Origin of the sequence: Solidesulfovibrio alcoholivorans DSM 5433, from assembly GCF_000702665.1 — a bacterium.
In the GTDB taxonomy this organism is placed as follows: Bacteria; Desulfobacterota; Desulfovibrionia; order Desulfovibrionales; family Desulfovibrionaceae; genus Solidesulfovibrio; species Solidesulfovibrio alcoholivorans.
The window spans coordinates 189,055-206,145 of sequence record NZ_JNJA01000003.1 but is presented as its reverse complement, the minus strand read 5'-3'; the positions used below and the strand labels follow the sequence as shown (position 1 = coordinate 206,145).

17 protein-coding genes are annotated in these 17,091 nt (G+C 67.5%); 7 read left to right on the top strand and 10 right to left on the bottom strand.

What is annotated here, in order from left to right; all coding sequences use genetic code 11:
• Window positions 1-118 precede the first annotated feature (118 nt).
• The 6 genes from Q368_RS0106970 to Q368_RS0106945 form a co-directional block, all read right to left on the bottom strand.
• Window positions 119-2,992 (bottom strand): fused MFS/spermidine synthase, encoded by a 2,874-nt coding sequence (locus Q368_RS0106970; RefSeq protein WP_029458431.1) that lies wholly within the window; start codon window positions 2,990-2,992, stop codon window positions 119-121.
• A 128-nt stretch (window positions 2,993-3,120) separates the two neighbouring features.
• Window positions 3,121-3,753 (bottom strand): endonuclease III, encoded by a 633-nt coding sequence (gene nth, locus Q368_RS0106965; RefSeq protein ID WP_029458429.1) that lies wholly within the window; start codon window positions 3,751-3,753, stop codon window positions 3,121-3,123.
• A gap of 66 nt (window positions 3,754-3,819) precedes the next feature.
• Entirely contained in the window at window positions 3,820-4,374 is a 555-nt protein-coding gene (locus tag Q368_RS0106960) for a pyruvoyl-dependent arginine decarboxylase (protein ID WP_029458427.1), read from the bottom strand.
• A 47-nt stretch (window positions 4,375-4,421) separates the two neighbouring features.
• Entirely contained in the window at window positions 4,422-5,198 is a 777-nt protein-coding gene (locus Q368_RS0106955; RefSeq protein WP_029458426.1) for an SPOR domain-containing protein, read from the bottom strand.
• Between the two features lie 57 nt (window positions 5,199-5,255).
• On the bottom strand, window positions 5,256-6,914 hold the full coding sequence (gene argS / locus Q368_RS0106950; RefSeq protein WP_029458424.1) for an arginine--tRNA ligase: 1,659 nt from the start codon (window positions 6,912-6,914) through the stop codon (window positions 5,256-5,258).
• 5 nt (window positions 6,915-6,919) lie between these two features.
• On the bottom strand, window positions 6,920-7,870 hold the full coding sequence (locus tag Q368_RS0106945; RefSeq protein WP_029458422.1) for an ACP S-malonyltransferase: 951 nt from the start codon (window positions 7,868-7,870) through the stop codon (window positions 6,920-6,922).
• Window positions 7,871-7,966: 96 nt separating this feature from the next.
• Between Q368_RS0106945 and Q368_RS0106940 the strand changes: the two genes are divergently transcribed.
• The gene (locus Q368_RS0106940; protein ID WP_052360075.1) at window positions 7,967-8,662 is read left to right on the top strand and encodes a 16S rRNA (guanine(527)-N(7))-methyltransferase RsmG; all 696 of its coding nucleotides are present in this window, start codon (window positions 7,967-7,969) and stop codon (window positions 8,660-8,662) included.
• Here the strand turns inward: Q368_RS0106940 and Q368_RS0106935 are convergent.
• Together Q368_RS0106935 and Q368_RS0106930 are read right to left on the bottom strand one after the other, a co-directional pair.
• Window positions 8,623-8,853 carry a hypothetical protein gene (locus Q368_RS0106935; protein WP_029458419.1) on the bottom strand — a complete coding sequence of 77 codons (231 nt, stop codon included), beginning with the start codon at window positions 8,851-8,853 and terminating at the stop codon, window positions 8,623-8,625. The genes Q368_RS0106940 and Q368_RS0106935 overlap by 40 nt on opposite strands.
• Before the next feature lie 23 nt (window positions 8,854-8,876).
• Window positions 8,877-9,341, bottom strand: a complete 465-nt coding sequence (locus Q368_RS0106930; protein WP_029458416.1) for a 23S rRNA (pseudouridine(1915)-N(3))-methyltransferase RlmH — start codon at window positions 9,339-9,341, stop codon at window positions 8,877-8,879.
• 125 nt (window positions 9,342-9,466) lie between these two features.
• Here Q368_RS0106930 and Q368_RS0106925 point away from each other — a divergent pair, with 125 nt between their 5' ends.
• The 3 genes from Q368_RS0106925 (at window position 9,467) to Q368_RS0106915 (ending at window position 12,383) form a co-directional block, all read left to right on the top strand.
• Window positions 9,467-10,042, top strand: a complete 576-nt coding sequence (locus tag Q368_RS0106925) for a DUF4390 domain-containing protein (RefSeq protein ID WP_029458414.1) — start codon at window positions 9,467-9,469, stop codon at window positions 10,040-10,042.
• Between the two features lie 78 nt (window positions 10,043-10,120).
• Window positions 10,121-11,050 (top strand): TIGR01777 family oxidoreductase, encoded by a 930-nt coding sequence (locus Q368_RS0106920; RefSeq protein WP_029458412.1) that lies wholly within the window; start codon window positions 10,121-10,123, stop codon window positions 11,048-11,050.
• Window positions 11,043-12,383, top strand: a complete 1,341-nt coding sequence (locus Q368_RS0106915; RefSeq protein WP_029458410.1) for an HD domain-containing phosphohydrolase — start codon at window positions 11,043-11,045, stop codon at window positions 12,381-12,383. The genes Q368_RS0106920 and Q368_RS0106915 overlap by 8 nt, the downstream gene beginning before the upstream one ends.
• A gap of 9 nt (window positions 12,384-12,392) precedes the next feature.
• On the opposite strand, the gene Q368_RS0106910 is transcribed toward Q368_RS0106915, so the two are convergent.
• The gene (locus Q368_RS0106910) at window positions 12,393-13,103 is read right to left on the bottom strand and encodes a purine nucleoside phosphorylase YfiH/LACC1 family protein (RefSeq protein ID WP_029458408.1); all 711 of its coding nucleotides are present in this window, start codon (window positions 13,101-13,103) and stop codon (window positions 12,393-12,395) included.
• Entirely contained in the window at window positions 13,100-13,702 is a 603-nt protein-coding gene (locus Q368_RS0106905; RefSeq protein WP_029458407.1) for a 5-formyltetrahydrofolate cyclo-ligase, read from the bottom strand. The genes Q368_RS0106910 and Q368_RS0106905 overlap by 4 nt, the downstream gene beginning before the upstream one ends.
• An 81-nt stretch (window positions 13,703-13,783) precedes the next feature.
• Between Q368_RS0106905 and Q368_RS0106900 the strand changes: the two genes are divergently transcribed.
• Genes Q368_RS0106900 through Q368_RS0106890 form a run of 3 tightly spaced genes read left to right on the top strand, consistent with a single transcriptional unit; the run spans window position 13,784 to window position 17,010 of the window.
• Window positions 13,784-14,455 (top strand): metallophosphoesterase family protein, encoded by a 672-nt coding sequence (locus Q368_RS0106900; RefSeq protein ID WP_029458406.1) that lies wholly within the window; start codon window positions 13,784-13,786, stop codon window positions 14,453-14,455.
• A gap of 39 nt (window positions 14,456-14,494) precedes the next feature.
• Window positions 14,495-16,249 carry a response regulator gene (locus tag Q368_RS0106895; RefSeq protein WP_029458404.1) on the top strand — a complete coding sequence of 585 codons (1,755 nt, stop codon included), beginning with the start codon at window positions 14,495-14,497 and terminating at the stop codon, window positions 16,247-16,249.
• Window positions 16,246-17,010 (top strand): exodeoxyribonuclease III, encoded by a 765-nt coding sequence (locus tag Q368_RS0106890; protein WP_029458403.1) that lies wholly within the window; start codon window positions 16,246-16,248, stop codon window positions 17,008-17,010. Before Q368_RS0106895 ends, Q368_RS0106890 begins: the two co-directional genes overlap by 4 nt.
• The last annotated feature ends 81 nt before the right edge of the window (window positions 17,011-17,091 follow it).

The window sequence follows — 17,091 nt, the reverse complement described above, 5'->3', positions numbered from 1 at the left end:
CGGGGGAGGTCAAATCGATTGATTCGATGCGCTCGGGCGCTAACGATAGACAGTGTCGATTGCGGCGTGGCCGTGCGGGCTGCCGGTTGCGGCGCAGGGGCCGCAACCGGCGCAGGGATTAAAACGGGCTCTTGAAGCCGAAGGTCCGGGCCAGCCAGTCCATGTATGACTTGGCCGCGACGCTGGCCTGGCCGCCCTTGAAGGCCACGGCCGCGAGGTCTTCGGCCTCGGCCAGCCGGCCGGCGAGGCACAGCACGAACACGCGCGCCGGGGCGAGGTTGCTTGGGTAGCCCAGGTCCTGGGCGCGCCGGAGCTTGGCTTCGGCCAGCAGGTAATCGCGGTCGGCCAGGGCGCGGATGCCGAGCTGGAACTCCGTCTCCGCCGTGGGGGCCATGCCCGCGGCCAGTGCCTTGGTCACGATAGCCTGCTTCTTGGCGTCGGACTTCATGAGCCAAAGCGGCAACACGCGCAGGTCCGTGCCCGAGAGGACGTAGTTGACCGCCGGCAGGGAAGGCGGCGGCGTGAGCATGTTGTTAAGGTAGGTGTTCATGATCTGCTGCGTCTCGAACCAGGCGTCGGCCTCGGCCCGCACGGCGGGCGGCAGCAGCAGGGCCGCTTCGGCCGACTCGCCGAAACGCGTCTTGGCGGCCATGGCGTCCATGAGCTCGTTGTGTGCGGCCAGAAACTGTTTCTGGACCTCGGGGCTGTCCGGATAGCCGCGCAGGCGCTTGGGATAGTTGTCGGTGAGCGGCTTGGCGTCGCCGAGGTAGCCGGCCAGGGACTTGCCGTCGAGCATAAAAAGCGCGCCGAGTTGGGCCGGTTTCTCCACGGCGATGCGGCGCAGACCCTCCCCGGTGTCCGGCGCATCCCAGGGCTGGGAAAAATCCGCGTCCGGCTTGGGGCCTTTGGGCTTTTTCACCCCGACCATCATCCAGTTGAAATTGTCTCCCATCCACAACGAGGCGTGTTCGAAGGCTTCCGAGAAGGCCTTGAGGATGGCCTTGGCGTCCTGCGAGGAAATCTCGAACACCGGCAGCCAGTAGGTGACCATGCCGCCGTCGGCCAGGCGGTCGCGGATGAGCCGGAAGTATTCCCGGGAATAGAGGTTGGCCACGCCGGCCATCATGGGCGGCGGCGGCTCGGCCGTGATGATGTCGTATTTCTTGCTGGAAGCCAGCAGGAAGAACCGGCCGTCCTCCACGTGCGTGCGGACGCGGGGGTCCTCCAGGGGATTTTTTTCGGGCTTGGGGTAGACAATGGATGCGCCGCTTAAAACGTCCCGGGAGATGTCCACCACGTCGATGGACGTCAGCCGCTTGTCCTCGGTCAGGGCCGTGGCCGTGGAGCCGGTGCCGAAGCAGATGAGCAGGGCGGACTTGGGATTTTGCAGCACGGCCTCGGGGAAATAGGCGAAGAGCTTCATGTAGCGTTTGGCGCTGCGGTCCGTTGAGGACATGGAGTAGCCGTCGGTGACGAGGCGGTAGGCGTAGGGGTGGCCGAGGTAGTCCTGGCGGAGGTATTGCAGGGTGCCGGTAACGCCTTCGATGGTGGCGATGAGCTTTTCGCCGTCCTTGAGGAAGTCGGCGCAGGCGCGCTTGAAATAGCCGTCCATGGAACCGAAGGGGAAGATCGCCAGGCACAGGGTGAAGGCGACGCCGGCGGCCTGGAGCGGGCGGCTTGCGCGCGGCGACGGCCAGGGCGCGGCCTTGCCCAGGCAGAGTATGGTCGGCAGGACGTAGGCGGCGCAGAGCGCGAAAAGGCTCCACTCCATGCCGAAAAGCGGCAGGAGGACGAAACCGGCCGCAAGCGGCCCGAGCATGGCCCCCAGGGTGTTGGCCATGGCCACGAGGCCGGCCGAGCGCGCCCGGTCGCCCACTTCGCGGTGGAAGGCTTCGCCGAGCGTCGTGAAGACCAGGCCCGAAACGAAGGCGGCAGGGAACATCAGGGCCAGGGACAACACGGTCACATAGCGCCAGTCCACACTCTGGTAGACGCCAAGCGACACCCCGGCCGCGGCTTCGAACAGGCGGTAGGAGGCCAGGGCGGCGGCCCCGATGCAAAGGACCAGGGGCGCGGTGACGCGGCGGCCGTCGGCCTCGCGGCGCAGCCACCAGCCCGCGAACGCTCCGCCGAGGCCGATGCCGGCCAGGATCACGGCGAGCATCACGGCGAAGGCCAGGCTCGTGGAGCGCACGAAAAGCTGGAGAAACCGGGTCCAGACGACTTCGAGGCCCAGAAAGGCCGCGCCGGAGAGGAAGCCGGCGGCGAGCAGCCGTCTGGCGCGGGAGGACAGCGGCGGCGGGGCGGCCTTGGTCGCGTCGTCCGCGCGCACGGGCGCCTCGCGGAATTTCGCGGCAACGGCCAGCGCGCCGACGGCGGCCAGCACGTTGAGTCCGGCGGCGAACCAGCCCGTTCCCGAAAGCCCGAGCGGCGCGATGAGCACCGTTTCGCCGAGCAGCGCGCCGAGGCAGGCCCCGAGCGTATTGACGCCGTAAAGCCGGCCGAGAGCGAGGCCGAATTCCCCTGGCCGGCGGGCGAGGGCCTTGACCAGCAGCGGCAAGGTCACGCCCATGGCCGTGGCCGGCAGCAGAAAAAGCAAAAACGAAAACGAAAACCGCAGGGAATTGAGCAGGACAGGCTTGTCCAGGGCCGGGTGCAGCATGGCCCCGAGCCATACCGTGAGCAGGGGAAAGCACAGGACCAGCAACAGGCCCCAGGCCCCGACGAGCAATTCCATGGCGGCGTAGAAACGCACCGGATCGGTCACGTCGCGGCCGAAGCGGGAGATCAGCGCGTTGCCGAGGGCGAGCCCGCCCATGAAGCTCGAAAGGACCAAGGCGCTTGCGTAGACGCCGACGCCGAAGACCAGCCCGGCCAGATGCAGCCACAGGGTTTCAAACAGCAGGGCCGAAGCGCCGGAAAGCAGGAAGACGAAGCCAAGGACCAAGCGGTCGCGTCGGGTGGAAGAAGCGGAGATGGGCACGGCGGTCATGAGACCCTCGGGTGCCGCCGTCTCGGGGGCCGGCAGGGCCGGCCCGGAACGTCACACGGCGGCGCTACGGTTGCAAACCGGAAAACGGGTTGTTGCCTGATGGCGCGCCGCGGCGGCCATGGGCGCGGTCAGAGCCCGCGCCTCGGACAGATGTCGCCGAGCGCGCAGGCGTCGCAACGGGGGGAGCGGGCCTTGCACACGGCCCGGCCGTGCAGGACCAGCAGGTGGTTGATTGCCCCCCAGTCCTTGCGTGCAAAAAGCGGCATCATATCCTTTTCTATGATGATCGGGTTGTCCGAGGACGTCAAGCCCAGGCGGAAGGACAGCCGGCGCACGTGGGTGTCCACGGCGATGCCCTCGTTTTTGCCGAGAGCGTTGGACAGTACGATGTTGGCCGTCTTGCGCGCGACGCCCGGCAGCGCCGTGAGCGCTTCCATGGTGTCGGGTACGGTCCCGCCGTGCAGGGAGACCATGCGCCGGGCCGCGGCCACGAGGTTTTTTGCCTTTTGCCGGAAAAAGCCCGTGGAATGGACGACGTCCTCCACGTCGCCGACGGCGGCATGCGCCAGGGCGGCGGGATCCGGCCAGCGGCGGAAGAATTCGGGTGTGACGGTGTTGACGCGGGCGTCGGTGCACTGGGCGGCCAGGACCGTGGCCACAAGCAACTCATAGGCGCTATGATAGTCGAGCGCCGGCGTAAGGACAGGGTAGAGCGGCCGCAGCCGCTTGACGATTTCCCTGGCCCGGGCGGCCGCGTCCATCAGCCGTGCTCCGGCATGGACGCGGCCGCCGACCCGGGGGCGAAGAGTGCCGCCTGGGACATGGGCTTAGGGAATGAACACCACCGCGGAGATGGTCGTGGTCCACATGCCCGATTCGCCCGTGGTCACGCAGGGCATGGAGGCGGAATCGATGATCTTGCCGCTCATGAGGTAGGTCTGGCGGCGCTCGTCGTAGGCCGTCTCGGGATCGAAATCGATGCCGAGGGTGGTGGCGAGCATGGTGGAAGCGAGGTCCTCGGCGAAGTCGCCGATCTCCTGCTCCTCGGCGCCGAAGGCCGTGTGCTCGGAAATGTAGCCGTAGTTGGACTTGTCGGCCGGGAAGGCCATGCCCACGGCCGAGCCCACGAGGCGGTTCTTTTCGTCGGTGGCGTTTCTGGCCATGACGCAGAAGGTGATCTGGCCGGGGCTCAAGAGGCTCACGCCCTCGGGGATGGTGATCAGCTGGCAATGCGGCGGAAAGATGCTCGACACGTAAACGAGGTTGAGCTTTTCGATGCCGGCTTCGCGCAGGGCCAGCTCGAAGGATTGGAGCTTATTTTTGTGGCGGCCGACACCTTTGGTGAAAAACGCCTTGGTGGGGACGAAAGAGCCTGGGATCATTGGCGGTCCTCTTTATGCATCGATTTTGCCGCGAAAGCGGGCGATCCTTATAAAGGTTTTTTGCCGAGAAGTATAGGGCCTTTTTCGCCTGTCCGCCGCAGCCCGTCGGCGATTTCCGCCTCGGTGCCCTTGAACTGCACCTTGACGCGGAAGACCTTGCGGCTGCCGGCGCTGGCCTCCTGGATGGAGGCGGAGAACCCCTTGCGCGACAGGTTCTTCACCATCGTGTCGGCCTGCTCCTTGGACGGGAACGAGGCGACCTGATAAGTGGCCGCGAACGTGCCGGTCTCCTTCTTTTCAAACGGCGTCTTGGGCTCGACCGCGGCTTTCGCTTTGGGCGCCGGGGCAGCTTGTTTCGCCGGCGCGGGCGCAACGGCGTTCGCCGCCGCGGGCACGGGCGCGGGCCGGGCAGGGATCGCCATGGGGGCCTGGGCGGAGCCCATGGGCGTGGCGCGCGTTTCCGCAGGCTTTTTGCCGTCGGCCGAGGACTTCTGGGTGGAATCGGTCACCACCTCACCGCCCTTGTTGTCGTGCAGGTCCTCCATGAACTGGAGTTCCTCGGGCTTGAGCACGGTGGGCGGCGCGGCCGGGGCCGAGCCCTCGGGCTGCTTGGGCTCGGTGGTCGGCATCATCTGGGCGATCTGCGGCACGGCGGTTTCCGGCTTGTAGCCGCGACCGACCAGGATGCCGAGGATGAAAACCCAGCACATGCCGAGCACGACCACGATGCCGACGGAAATGACGCCGGACATGCTGATTTCAATGGAGAACTTTTTCGGTCCTCCCTTGTCCTGGGATACGTTGAATCGGCTGAGAAGCTTCATGCGGCTCGGTTCCTTGGCCCGAGCATAAGTGCCAAAGGCGCGCGAATGTCAAGCCGCCTACATTTTATCCGGCGCGGAAACGCCAAGCAGGCGCAAGCCGTTTTTGACCACCGCGGCCACGGCGTTCAGCAGGTGCAGCCGCGCCGCGACCAGGGCGTCGTCCCCGGCCGTGAGCACCGGGTTGGCGGTATAATAGCGGTGCAGTTTGCCGGCGAGGTCGCGCAGGTAGAAGCTCACCAGATGGGGCGAGAAGGAGCGCGCGGCCGCGGCGATGGTGTCCGGGTACTGCTCCAGGAGCTTGAGCAGCTCGAGGTCCTCGGAGGTGTCGCAACGCGCAAGCAGTTCCGGCGTGGCCGGAGCCGGGGAAAAGCCGCGTTCGGCGGCCTTGGCGAAAAGCGACTTGACCCGGGCGTGGGCGTACTGGACGTAGTAGACCGGGTTGTCCATGGACTGTTGCTTGACCGCGTCCAGGTCGAAGTCCAGGTGGCTGTCGGACTTGCGCGACAGGAACATGAACCGCGCCGCGTCGGCCCCGACTTCCGCGACCACGTCGGCGAGCGTCTCGAACTTGCCGGCCCGGGTGGACATGGCGATCTGTTCGCCCCCTTTAAGCAAATTGACGAGCTGGACCAGGATGACCTTGAGGCTCGCTTCGGGATCGCGCCCGAGCGCGGCCACGCAGGCCTTCATGCGCGGCACGTAGCCGTGATGGTCCGCGCCCAAGATGTCCACCACGATGTCGAAGCCCCGGCGGAACTTGTCGTCGTGGTAGGCGATGTCGGAAGCGAAATAGGTGAGCTCGCCTCCGGACTTGACCAGCACGCGGTCCTTGTCGTCGCCGAAATTGGTCGTGGCGAACCACAGGGCTCCGTCCTTGTCGTAGGCGAGGTTTTTCGCCTTGAGCTCCGCGAAGGTGCGGTCCACCGCGCCGGCGGCGAAGAGCGTGGATTCCGGGAACCAGACGTCGTGGCGGACCCGGAAATCCTGCAAATCCTTCTTGATGCCGTCGAGGATGCGCTGTTCGCCGTGCAACCGGCACACGTCCGTGGCCTTGCCCTCGGGCAGGTCGAGGAGTGCCATGCCCTCGCGGTCGATGAGCTCCTGGGCCAGTTCCTTGACGTATTCGCCCCGGTAGTAGTCCTCGGGCTCGGTCACGGGCTCCCCGAGCAGCTCGCGGTAGCGGTAGAGGATGGACATGCCGAGGATGCGCATCTGCCGGCCGGCGTCGTTGATATAGTATTCGGTTTCGACGTCGAAACCGGCCGCGCGCAGCACCCGGGCCAGGGTGTCGCCCACGGCCGCGCCGCGACCGTGGCCGATGTGCAGGGGACCGGTCGGGTTGGCCGAGACGAATTCCACCTGGATGCGCGTGCCCGCGCCGATGGAGAGCCTGCCGTAGTCGTCCCCGGCGGCGGCGACCTCGAGCACGGTGCGCTGCCAGAAGGCCGGCGCGAAGGTGACGTTCAAAAAGCCGGGGCCGGCCACGTCCACGGCGGCGATGTCGCCGGCGGCGGCGAGCAGTTCCTCGCGGAGGGCTTCGGCCAGCTGGCGCGGCGGCATCTTGGCCTGTTTGGACGCGACCAGGGCGACGTTGGTGGCCAGGTCGCCGTGGGCCTTGTCGCGGGGCGGTTCGATGGTGGTTTTTTCCGGCCAGGCGAGATCCCGCGCGGCCAGGGCCTTTTCCAGAAGCTCCCGCAAATGGGTCGTTGCGCGCATGCCGCTTACGCCTCCAGGACGGCCGCGCCGGCCGGATCGGCAATGTTTACGGCCGTGCAGTCGTCGCACACGCCCTTGAGGTTGGCCGTGGCGAGCTTGGCCAGCACGCCCTTGGGCCCGAGTTCGACGAAGGTCCGCGCGCCCGCGGCGTGCAGGTTGGCCATGGTGTCGATCCAGCGCACCTGGGAGGTCATCTGGCGGCACATGAAGGCCAGCGCCTTGTCGGCGTCGGGCTCGGCCGCGCCGGTGACGTTGAAAAATACCGGGGCCGCGGCAGGGCTGCGCAGGCCCGCCTTGCGCAGGGCCTTCTCCAGTTCCGCCGCGGGCGCGGCCATGAGCGGGCTGTGGAACGCGCCGCTGACGGCCAGGGGCACGGCACGGCCCTTGCGCTCCTTGGCCAGGACGGCGGCGGCTTCGATGGCCGCCTTGTCGCCGGAAAGCACGAACTGGCCCGGGGAATTGTAGTTGGCGACCACGAGCAGCCGGCCGGCGGCTTCGCCCGCCTCGCGCACGACTTCCTCGATGGCGTCCAGGGAAAGCTTCAGCACGGCGGCCATGGCCCCTTCGCCGCCGGCGGCCTCGGCCATGAGCCGGCCGCGCAGGCTTGTCAGCGCAAGGGTCGCTTCGGCCTCGAGCATGCCGGAAGCGGCCAGGGCGGCGTATTCGCCGAGGCTGTGGCCGGCGAAGCCGACGACGCCGGCGAGCTTTCGGCGCAGGAAGAACCACAGGCCCAGGGTGGCGGCGGTCATGGCCGGTTGCAGGGCGCGGGTGTCGGCCATGGCCGCCTCGTCGCCCTCCCAGTAGATCTCCCGCAGCGGGAGCCCCGAGGCCTTTTCGGCCATGGTCCAGAGTTCGGCCGCCTCGGTCGAAACCTCGGCCAGGGCCCGGCCCATGCCGCGTTCCTGGGAACCCTGGCCCGGAAAGAGCACGGCCTGGTGTTTGGGGGTTGCGCTCACGTTCGCCTCTCCTTAGCTTTGCATGTCTTTTCGGCCGCGATTGGTAGAGCAACGGGCCGAAATGTGCAACGGTCAATTTGATGGAGGAAAATGGCCATGGCCTTACATGCGCCCGCGCCTGACGCCGACGCGGTTTCCGAAAAAGCACTCGCTCTCGGGCGGCGGCTCGCCCCGTCCCAGGCCGCGCTTTTGGCCGGCTATCTCGGGCTGGTGGAGCGGTTTCGCTCCAAGGTCAATCTGGTCGGGCCGGCGGATTGGCCAGGCGTGCTGGAGACGCTGGTCGCCGATTCCTGGCATCTGGCCGATTTCCTGGCCGACGGGCCGGGAGCGTCCGTGCTGCCGCCGGCCGGCGAGCCCATGGTCTGCCTGGACTTCGGGGCCGGGGCGGGACTGCCCGGCGTGCCGCTGCGGGCGTTTTTCGAACGGGGGCCGTATTACCTGCTGGAAGCGCGGCAAAAGCGCTGCGTGTTTCTCGCCGAGGTCGTGGCGCGGCTCGGGCTATCCGGCATGCACGTGGCCGAGGGCGACGTGCGGCGCACCGTGCCGGACATCCTCGCCCGGGAGCGGGGCGCGTTCGTCTTGTGCCTCAGCCGCGCCTTCGCCCCCTGGCGGCAGTTCCTGGCCCTGTGCGGCGAGCTCGCGCCGCCGCCCATGGCCGTGCTGACCATGACGGGCGAGGCCTGCGCGGGGGGCGACGTTGCGGGTTTTGGCTTGAGCGCCGCGGGCTCCTACGCCTGCGGGGGGAAGACGCGCTATTTGTCGCTTTTTTCGCCCGTGACGGCTTCCATATAGGAATCCTTGAAGATGAGCCGCGTGGCCGTGGCATCGGCCAGCTCGGCCAGGTCCATCAGGGATTCCAGGAAGTCGAGGATGTCCCCCTTGGCTTCCTCGGAGGCGTTTTCGAAGTCGAAGGCGAGGTCGCCGGATTCGAAATAGGCGCGCAGCTTGGCGAGATACGCGGCGTCGAGCAGGGGCAGGGGCATACGGACCGCCTTTTGCAACAATTTTAGTGATGATAGGGCGCACCGGCAAGAATGGCCGCTGCGCGGTAAAGCTGTTCGTAGAGTACCACCCGCGCCAGTTCGTGGGGCAGGGTGCCGGGGCAAAGGGACAGGGTCAGGTCCGCGCGATCGAGCACCGCCTGGGAAAGGCCGTACGCGCCGCCGATGACGAAACAGGGGACGCGCCCGGGGTCTTCGATGCACGCGGACACCTTGGCCGCGAGTTCCCGTGACGTGAGCCCCCGGCCATGTTCGTCGAGGACGATGACGGTATCGCGCGGCGAGAGCCGGGCGAGCAGGGCCTTGCCTTCCTCGTCCTTGCGCCGGGCGGCGTCAGCGGCCTTGCCGTCGCGAACCACGATCTCCTCGGCCGGCAGGTGGCGGCGCAATGCCACCAGGTAATGCGCGGCGGCGTCCTTGAAAAACGGCGTCTTGGCCGCGCCGATGACGTAGAGGCGGATGGGTTTCATAAGCGGTGCGTCCGGCGGCGAAGCGCCGTGTCGGGTGTTAGCCGAGGGGCCTTGCGGTTGTCAAAGCGGGCGGCTTGGATTAGGCCCAATACCGCATGATCGGTTTTGCAAACGACAGGAGCGGCATGCTTTTCCCTCTTTCGTTCAAGCGCCGCAGCCTTTGGGCGCTGGCTTTCGCCGCGACTGTGCTTCTTTTGGCGGCGAGGCCGTGTCGTGCCCAGGAGCTGCTGCTCAACAACCTCGTGCTTAATAATTTCGAGGGCAAGATCTGGGTACGCTTCGGGGTCGAACCCACCGGCATCGAACCCATCCGCCAGGCGCTTCTGGCCGGCGAGCAGCTGGCCCTCGTGTGCAAGGCCAGATTATCCCTCAAACGCGATTACGTCTGGAACCACGAAGTGTCCCACGCGCGCTGGGAAAGCCGCTTGCGGCGGCTCAAGGGCGGCGAATACGCCATCGACGTCCCGGGCCAGGGGGCCGTGGCCGACAAGGAACTGCACGCGCTTTTCCGCAAGGCCTGGGGCGAGATCCTCATCGACCTCGGTTCCTGGGACCGTCTGGAGCGGGGGCAGAACTATTCGTTGACCCTGGAACTTGCCCTCACGCGGCCGGACGTTTCACCCTGGCTCAAAAAAAGCTTTTTTTTCTGGCCGTTCGATGCGGCCACGCCTGTTTCCTACCAGCTCGATTTTACCTACTAGCGCGCAGCCCGTTGCCTTTGCCGCCACTTTCCGTATAAGAGTTCCAATATTTCAACGGAGTTTGGCAAGGAGGCGGCCATGAAGGCGGTCATCGCCGGTGGTACGGGATTTATCGGTCGCGCCCTGGTCCGTTCCCTGACGGGCGACGGCCATGAGGTCGTGGTGCTCTCGCGCAGGCCCTCCGGGAATCCTCCCGCGCCCGGCGTGACCTACGCCCCCTTCGACGGCGCGACCGGCGACGGCTGGCTGCGCCATCTCGACGGCGCGGCGGTCCTGGTCAACCTGGTCGGGGAGAACATCGCCGCAGGCTACTGGACTGCGGCCCGCAAGGCGCGACTGCGCCAAAGCCGCCTGGATGCCGGCGCGGCCGTCATGGACGCCCTGAGGCGCGCCGCCGACCCGCCGCCGGTGCTCGTCCAGGGCTCGGCCACGGGGTTTTACGGCGACCGGGGCGAGGCCCTTGTGGACGAAGCCGCGCCCGCGGGCACGGGTTTTCTCGCCGAGCTCGCCCGGAACTGGGAGGCGTCCACCGCCGGGGCCGAAGCCCTGGGCCTGCGCCGGGCCGTGGCGCGCACGGCCGTGGTCCTTGGCGCGGGCGGCGGCGCGCTGCCGCGCATGCTCGCGCCGTACCGTTTTTTCCTCGGCGGGCCGCTCGGCCCGGGCACGCAGTATTTCCCCTGGATTCACCTTGCCGACGAGGTGGCGGCCATCCGCTTGCTCATGGAGCATCCCCAGGCGAGTGGCCCCTTCAACCTGGCCGCGCCGGGCGCGATCACCCAGGACAGCCTCGCCCGCGCCCTCGGCCGGGCTCTTGGCCGGCCGGCGGTCCTGCGCGCGCCGACGTTGCTCCTGCGCCTCGCCCTGGGCGAAATGGCCCAGGAACTCTTCCTCAACGGCGTGCGCGCCGTGCCCGCGAAACTGGCGCAGCTCGGCTTCGTTTTCCGCTTCCCGGACATCGGCACGGCCCTGGCGGACATTCTGCGCGCGGGAGGGCGGTCCCATGGCTGAGGCGTCGCCCCGTCCCCGGGTGCTGGTCGTCGAAGACGAGGCCATCGTCGTCATGGACCTCCGCCGCCGTCTCGAACGGCTGGGCTACGAACTCGCGGCCGTGGCGGACACGGGCGAGGAGGCCGTGCGTCTGGCCGGCGTGGTCGCACCGGACCTCGCGCTCATGGACATCATGCTGGCCGGGCCCATGGACGGCATCGCCGCGGCCGCGCGCATCCGCGAGCGCTTTTCCGTGCCGGTGGTCTTCCTTTCCGCCCACACCGATCCGGAAACCCTGCGCCGGGCCGGCGAGGCCGTGCCGCACGGCTACGTCATTAAGCCGTTCGAGGATCGCGAACTCGGCACGGCCCTGGAAATCGCCCTGTACAGGTCGCGCATGGAGCGTCGGCTGGCCGAAAACGAACGCTGGATGGCCATGACGCTCGCGCATCTCGGCGAGGGCGTCGTGACCACGGGTCCCGACGGCCTGGTCCGCTTCGTCAACCCCATGGCCGAAAAGCTCCTCGCCCGGCCAGGGGACGAGGTGCTCGGCCGGACGCTTGCGGAGGTCTACCAAACGCGCGCCGACGAAGATATGGAGTCGGACGACGGCGACAGCCTGCTGCTGTGCCGCGCCGACGGCGCCTCCCTCCCCGTCGAGCAGCGTTTTTCGGACATCCTCGACGACAGGGGGCAGAGGCTTGGGTCGGTGGTCGTTTTTCGCGACATCAGCCGGCGCCGCGAGGTGGAACAGGCCCTGCGCGAATCCGTCGTCGGCCTGCGGCGCACCCTCAAGGAGACGGTCAATGCCCTGACCGTGACCTCGGAGACGCGCGATCCCTTCACGGCCGGCCATCAGGAGCGGGTTTCCCATTTGGCGTCCGCCCTGGCCGCGCGGCTCGGGTGCGACGCCGACACCTGCGAGGGCATCCGCGTGGCCGGGCTCATCCACGACATCGGCAAGATTCACGTGCCCTCGGAAATTCTGGCCAAGCCGCAGAGCCTCACTCCCCTCGAGATCGGCATCGTGCGCGACCACAGCCGCGTCGGCTACGATATCCTCAAGGACATTCCCTTCCCCTGGCCCGTGGCCCGCATGGTGCTCGAGCACCACGAACGCATGGACGGTTCGGGCTACCCGCACGGACTTTCCGGCGAGGCGCAGCTGCAAGGCTCGCGCATCCTGGCCGTGGCCGACGTGGCCGAGGCCATGACCTCCCACCGTCCCTACCGGGCGGCCTTTCCCTTGGAGGCGATGCTGGACGAACTGCGCGACGGCCGCGGCGTGCGCTACGACGCCGCCGTGGTGGACGCCTGCCTGGAGGTGCTCACCGACGGGACCTTCCAGTTCTAGCAGCCATGGCTAGGCTTCCTTGATCCAGATGAGGCTTGCCTGGCGGGCGGTGGTCCTGTCGCGGCGGTAGGAGAAAAAAAGCGGCAGGCTTTTGGTGCATAGGTCCAGGCTGAAGATGCGGTCGCGGTCAAGGCCGGCCGCGACGAGCTGGTCGCGCGTGAGCCGCCACAGGTCCATGCGGCGGGTCCGGTAGTCGAAATACGGTCGGAACGCCTCGCCGAACTCCGTCTCGAACGCGGTGAATTCCGCTTCCCCCGGTCCGAGGCTCGGGCCGCGCACGGCCAGGAGCTCGCGCGGACCGAAGCCGTAGCGCACGCAAAACGAGCGTACCCCCCGCGCGCAGAAATCCGCCACGTTGCCGCGCCAGCCCACGTGCAGGGCCGCGACGCATTCCCCGGATTCATGGGCGATGAGAATCGGCTGGCAGTCGGCCGTCTTGATGGCCAGCGCATGGCCGGGCCGGCTTTCGGCCATGCCGTCGCCGGCCTCGACGCTCGGGCGCTCGAGCGTATCGAATTCCGGTTCGAAGATCATATGCACGCCGTGCACCTGCTTCAGCGAATGCCAGGTCGAAAAGCCCAAGTCGGCCCGCAGGGCGCGCCGCGTGGCGATGACGGCGGCAGGGTCGGCCGCGCCGGTCAGGGCCATGGTGTCCGGACCGCAGCCGAAGGCGCAGCCGACGCGCGGCAGCCCCGGAAAGGCGAAAGGAATGTAGTTCATGGGTGAGTGAAGAGGGTTTGGTGTTCGGTGACGACCGCATCGACCGGAATGTCCCATGCCTGGGCCGGCAGGCGCGGCAGCACTTGGAAGGCGTAGGCCAGGCCGGCTGTGAAGGCGCCGGCGGCCATGGGCAGGGCAAGCAGCCTGTCGTAATAACCGCCGCCGAAACCCAGCCGGTTTCCCGCCGCGTCGAAGGCCACGGCGGGCACGAGAATGAGGTCCGGGGCGAACGCGTCCGCGCTGCGGCAGGCGTCCTCGCGGGGCTCCAGGATGCCGAAGCGCCCTGCGACCACGTCGCTTAAGCACGTCACACAGCCGATGTCCAGGATGCCCTGCGCGCCCGCGCGGCAGCGCGGCAACAGGAGCCGTATGCCCCGGGCCAGCGCCTCCCGGGCGACGAGCGAGGCGTCGATCTCGTTTTTGACGGGCAGGTAGGCGAGGATTTCCCCGGCCCCTGCCGCCGCCGGCAGTTCCCAGACGCGCGCGGCCACGGCGGCGCTGGCCCGGGCCGCGTCCTGTGGCGACACGGCGGCGCGCCGGGCGAGCATGGCCCGCCTGAGCGTCGGTTTGTCCGTAGCGGAGATGGCATCCGGTTGCATTGTATTCACAATGGCCGCATGGTAGCAGGGCATTACCGTATGGGGAAGCCTCTTCCCGGCGGCGCGACCCAAGGAGGATGCATGAGCGAGGGGCCGTACTGGATCGCCATCGGCGACATCCATGATGATGCGGCGGCTGTGGCGCGCGTGCCCGGCCTCGCTGCTGCGGCGGGCGTCGTCATCACCGGCGATCTGACCGTAAGGGGCGGCGCGGGCGCGGCCAAGGCCGTTGTTGACGCCGTACGGCGGCAAAACGCCGTCATCCTGGCGCAGATCGGCAATATGGATAAAATCGATGTGGACGCCTACCTCACGCGCGAGGGCATCAACATCCACGCCAGCGGCCGGGTGACACCGCAGGGCGTGGGCTTTTTCGGCTGCGGCTATTCCACGCCCACACCCTTCGGCACGCCGAGCGAGGCCGGCGAGGAGCGCATCGCGGCCTGGCTCGATGCCGCGTACGCCACCGTGGCCCATTGCCCGCACCTGGTCATGGTCTGCCATACGCCGCCCTACGGGACGGCGACGGACGTGGTCGGCGGCGGCGCGCATGTGGGGAGCAAGGCGGTACGTGTCTTCATCGAGCGGGTCCGGCCGGCCGTGTGCCTGACCGGGCATATCCACGAGGCCAGGGCCGTGGAGGTTCTCGGCGCGACCACGGTGGTCAATCCCGGCGCGCTTTCCGGCGGGGGCTACGCGCGGGTGTCCTTCACGGACGGCAAGCTGTTGGCCTCTCTGTTGTCCTTCGCGTAAGTCCGGGCGCGGCGCGGGGCCTGCGTCCGGGAGGTGTTGATGTTCGTCGTCAATATCATCGACATCGTCTTCTACCGGGCTTTCCTGTCCAAGGTCTACCTGACGGCCGGGGTGGAGTACGCTTTCGCGTTCCCGGAGGAAGGGCAGGTGGACGTTCCTCTCGGGGAACCCGTGCCGGACGCCGTACTGCTCCAGGACTCGTACATGGGCCTGGAATGCGCGCAGCTTGTCGCGCGCGTTCGCGCCGCGGCCCAGGAGGCGGGACGGACCATTCCCATCCTCTACCTGCTGCCGTTCGAGGAATGCGGCAGCCAGGGCATGGCCGCCGTGCCGGATGGCCGGGACATCCATCCCGTCAACCGCCGCAACCTGGCCGCCGTGTTGCAGGAACTCAAGGAACTGGCGCAGTCCCGCGCCAACCGTCCGGCGGCGCGGGAAATCCTTTTCGTGGACGCGGGCAGGACCCTGCTGCACGTGGTGCGCGCGGCCCTGTCGCCGTCGGGCTTCCGCGTGGTCGCGGCGCGCAATGCCGAGCAGGCCTTGGGCCTGTGCGGCCGCAGGGATTTCGAGCTTGTGCTCACGAGCGTTTTTCTGCCCGGGCTTTCGGGCCTGGACTTGTGCCGGCGGCTCAAGGAGGAAAACCCGGGCCGCTACCTGCCCGTCGTCATCCTCTCGAGCAGCGACGATCCGCTCGACATGGAGACGGCGTTTTCCTGCGGCGCGGACGACTACCTGCTCAAGTCCTTCACCCCGGAGATGCTGGCGTCCAAGGTTTCCGAACACCTGGACCTCGTCGAGCGCAAGCGCCACAACAAGATTCTCGTCGTCGACGACGCCAAGCTCATCCGGGAGCTGTTGCGCCACAGCTTCATCAAAAGCGGCCTGTTCGTGCTCACGGCCCAGAACGGGCGCGAGGCCCTGGAGCTGGCCCGGGAGCACAAGCCCGACGTGGTGGTCACGGACATCGAGATGCCGGAGATGGACGGCTACGCCCTGTGCGAGAAATTGCGCGACGAGCCGGAACTGCGCCACACCCTGGTCGTGATCATGAGCGCGCGGGGGAGGCAAAGCGATATCCTGCGCGGCGAACGCCTGGGCGTGTCGCGCTATTTCGTCAAGCCCTTCGACGTGGAGAAGATGCAGCTCGTGGTGGAGCAGCTCCTTGCCGAAAGCTACCGCCACGTCAAAAAGGAGCACGAGCACGTCCTGGCCAGCATGTCCGCGCTCATTACCGCCCTGGAGGCGCGCGACGAATACACCAAGGGCCATACGGCCCGTGTCTCGCGCATGGTCATGCGCCTGGGCCGGGCCATGGGCCTGGACGACAAGGCGCTGCGCGAGATCGAGATCGGCGCGAACCTGCACGACATCGGCAAGATCGGCGTGCGCGACGCCGTGCTGCTCAAACCCGGCCGGCTCACGCCCGAGGAATACGCCAAGATCCAGGAGCACGCCGTCATCGGCGCGGAGATCCTGCGCCCCATCGTCTCCCTGGTCCCGATCCTGCCCCTGATCCTGCTCCATCACGAACGCTGGGACGGCCGGGGCTATCCCACGGCCATCATGGGCGAGGACATCCCGCTTGGCGCGCGCATGATCGCCATTGCCGACGCCTTCGACGCCATGACCACGGACCGTCCCTACCGGCGGGGCATGCCGCTTGATGCGGCGCTTTCCATCATCGAAGAAGAAGCCGGACGGCAGTTTTGCCCGACCTGCGCCGCGGCCTTTCTGCGCATGCTGCGCGGGGAGACATGCGGCCAGGCGACAGAAGAGGCTGAAAGCATACCATGATTTTGATGAGTTGGAACGTCAACGGCCTGCGGGCCGTGGTGCAGAAAGGCTTCTGGCAGTGGCTTGCCGGCAGCGGCGCGGACGTGGTCGGCGTTCAGGAGTCCAAGATCCAGCCCGGCCACGAAGCCGATTTCGGCCATACGGAGTCCTACAAGACGCTGTGGGCCAGTTCCGTGGTGAAGAAAGGCTATTCCGGCGTGGGCTGCTTCTACCGCATGGAGCCGCGCAGCATCGCCCTGGAACTGCCCGATCCCGCTTACGGCGGCGAAGGGCGGCTCGTCCAGATGGAATTCGACGACTTCTATTTCTTCAACGTCTATTTTCCCAACGGCGGTCGTGGGCCCGAGCGTCTGGCCTACAAGCTCGGCTATTACGACGCCTTCCTCGCCCACGCCGAGGCGCTGCGCCGCGAAAAGCCCATCGTGGTCTGCGGCGACTTCAACACCGCCCACACCGCCCTGGATATCAAAAACGCCAAGGCCAACGAGAAGACCTCCGGTTTCCTGCCCGAGGAGCGGGCCTGGCTCGACAAGTTCGTTGCCGCCGGCTACGTGGACACGTTTCGCCTGTTTACGCAGGAAGGCGGGCATTACACGTGGTGGGACTACCGGTTCAAGGCGCGCGACCGCAACGTGGGCTGGCGTATCGACTATTTCTTCGTGTCCGAGGAACTCAAGTCCAAGGTGCGCCGGGCCTGGATCGATACCGCGGTCATGGGGTCGGACCACTGCCCGGTGGGGCTCGAACTCGACGCTTCGTGACGCATTTCCAACCCTTGCCGACTGCGAATCGGCTTGTGTCGCGGGCTGTAGCCTTGCGGGCATACCCGGTACGCAGAGTGG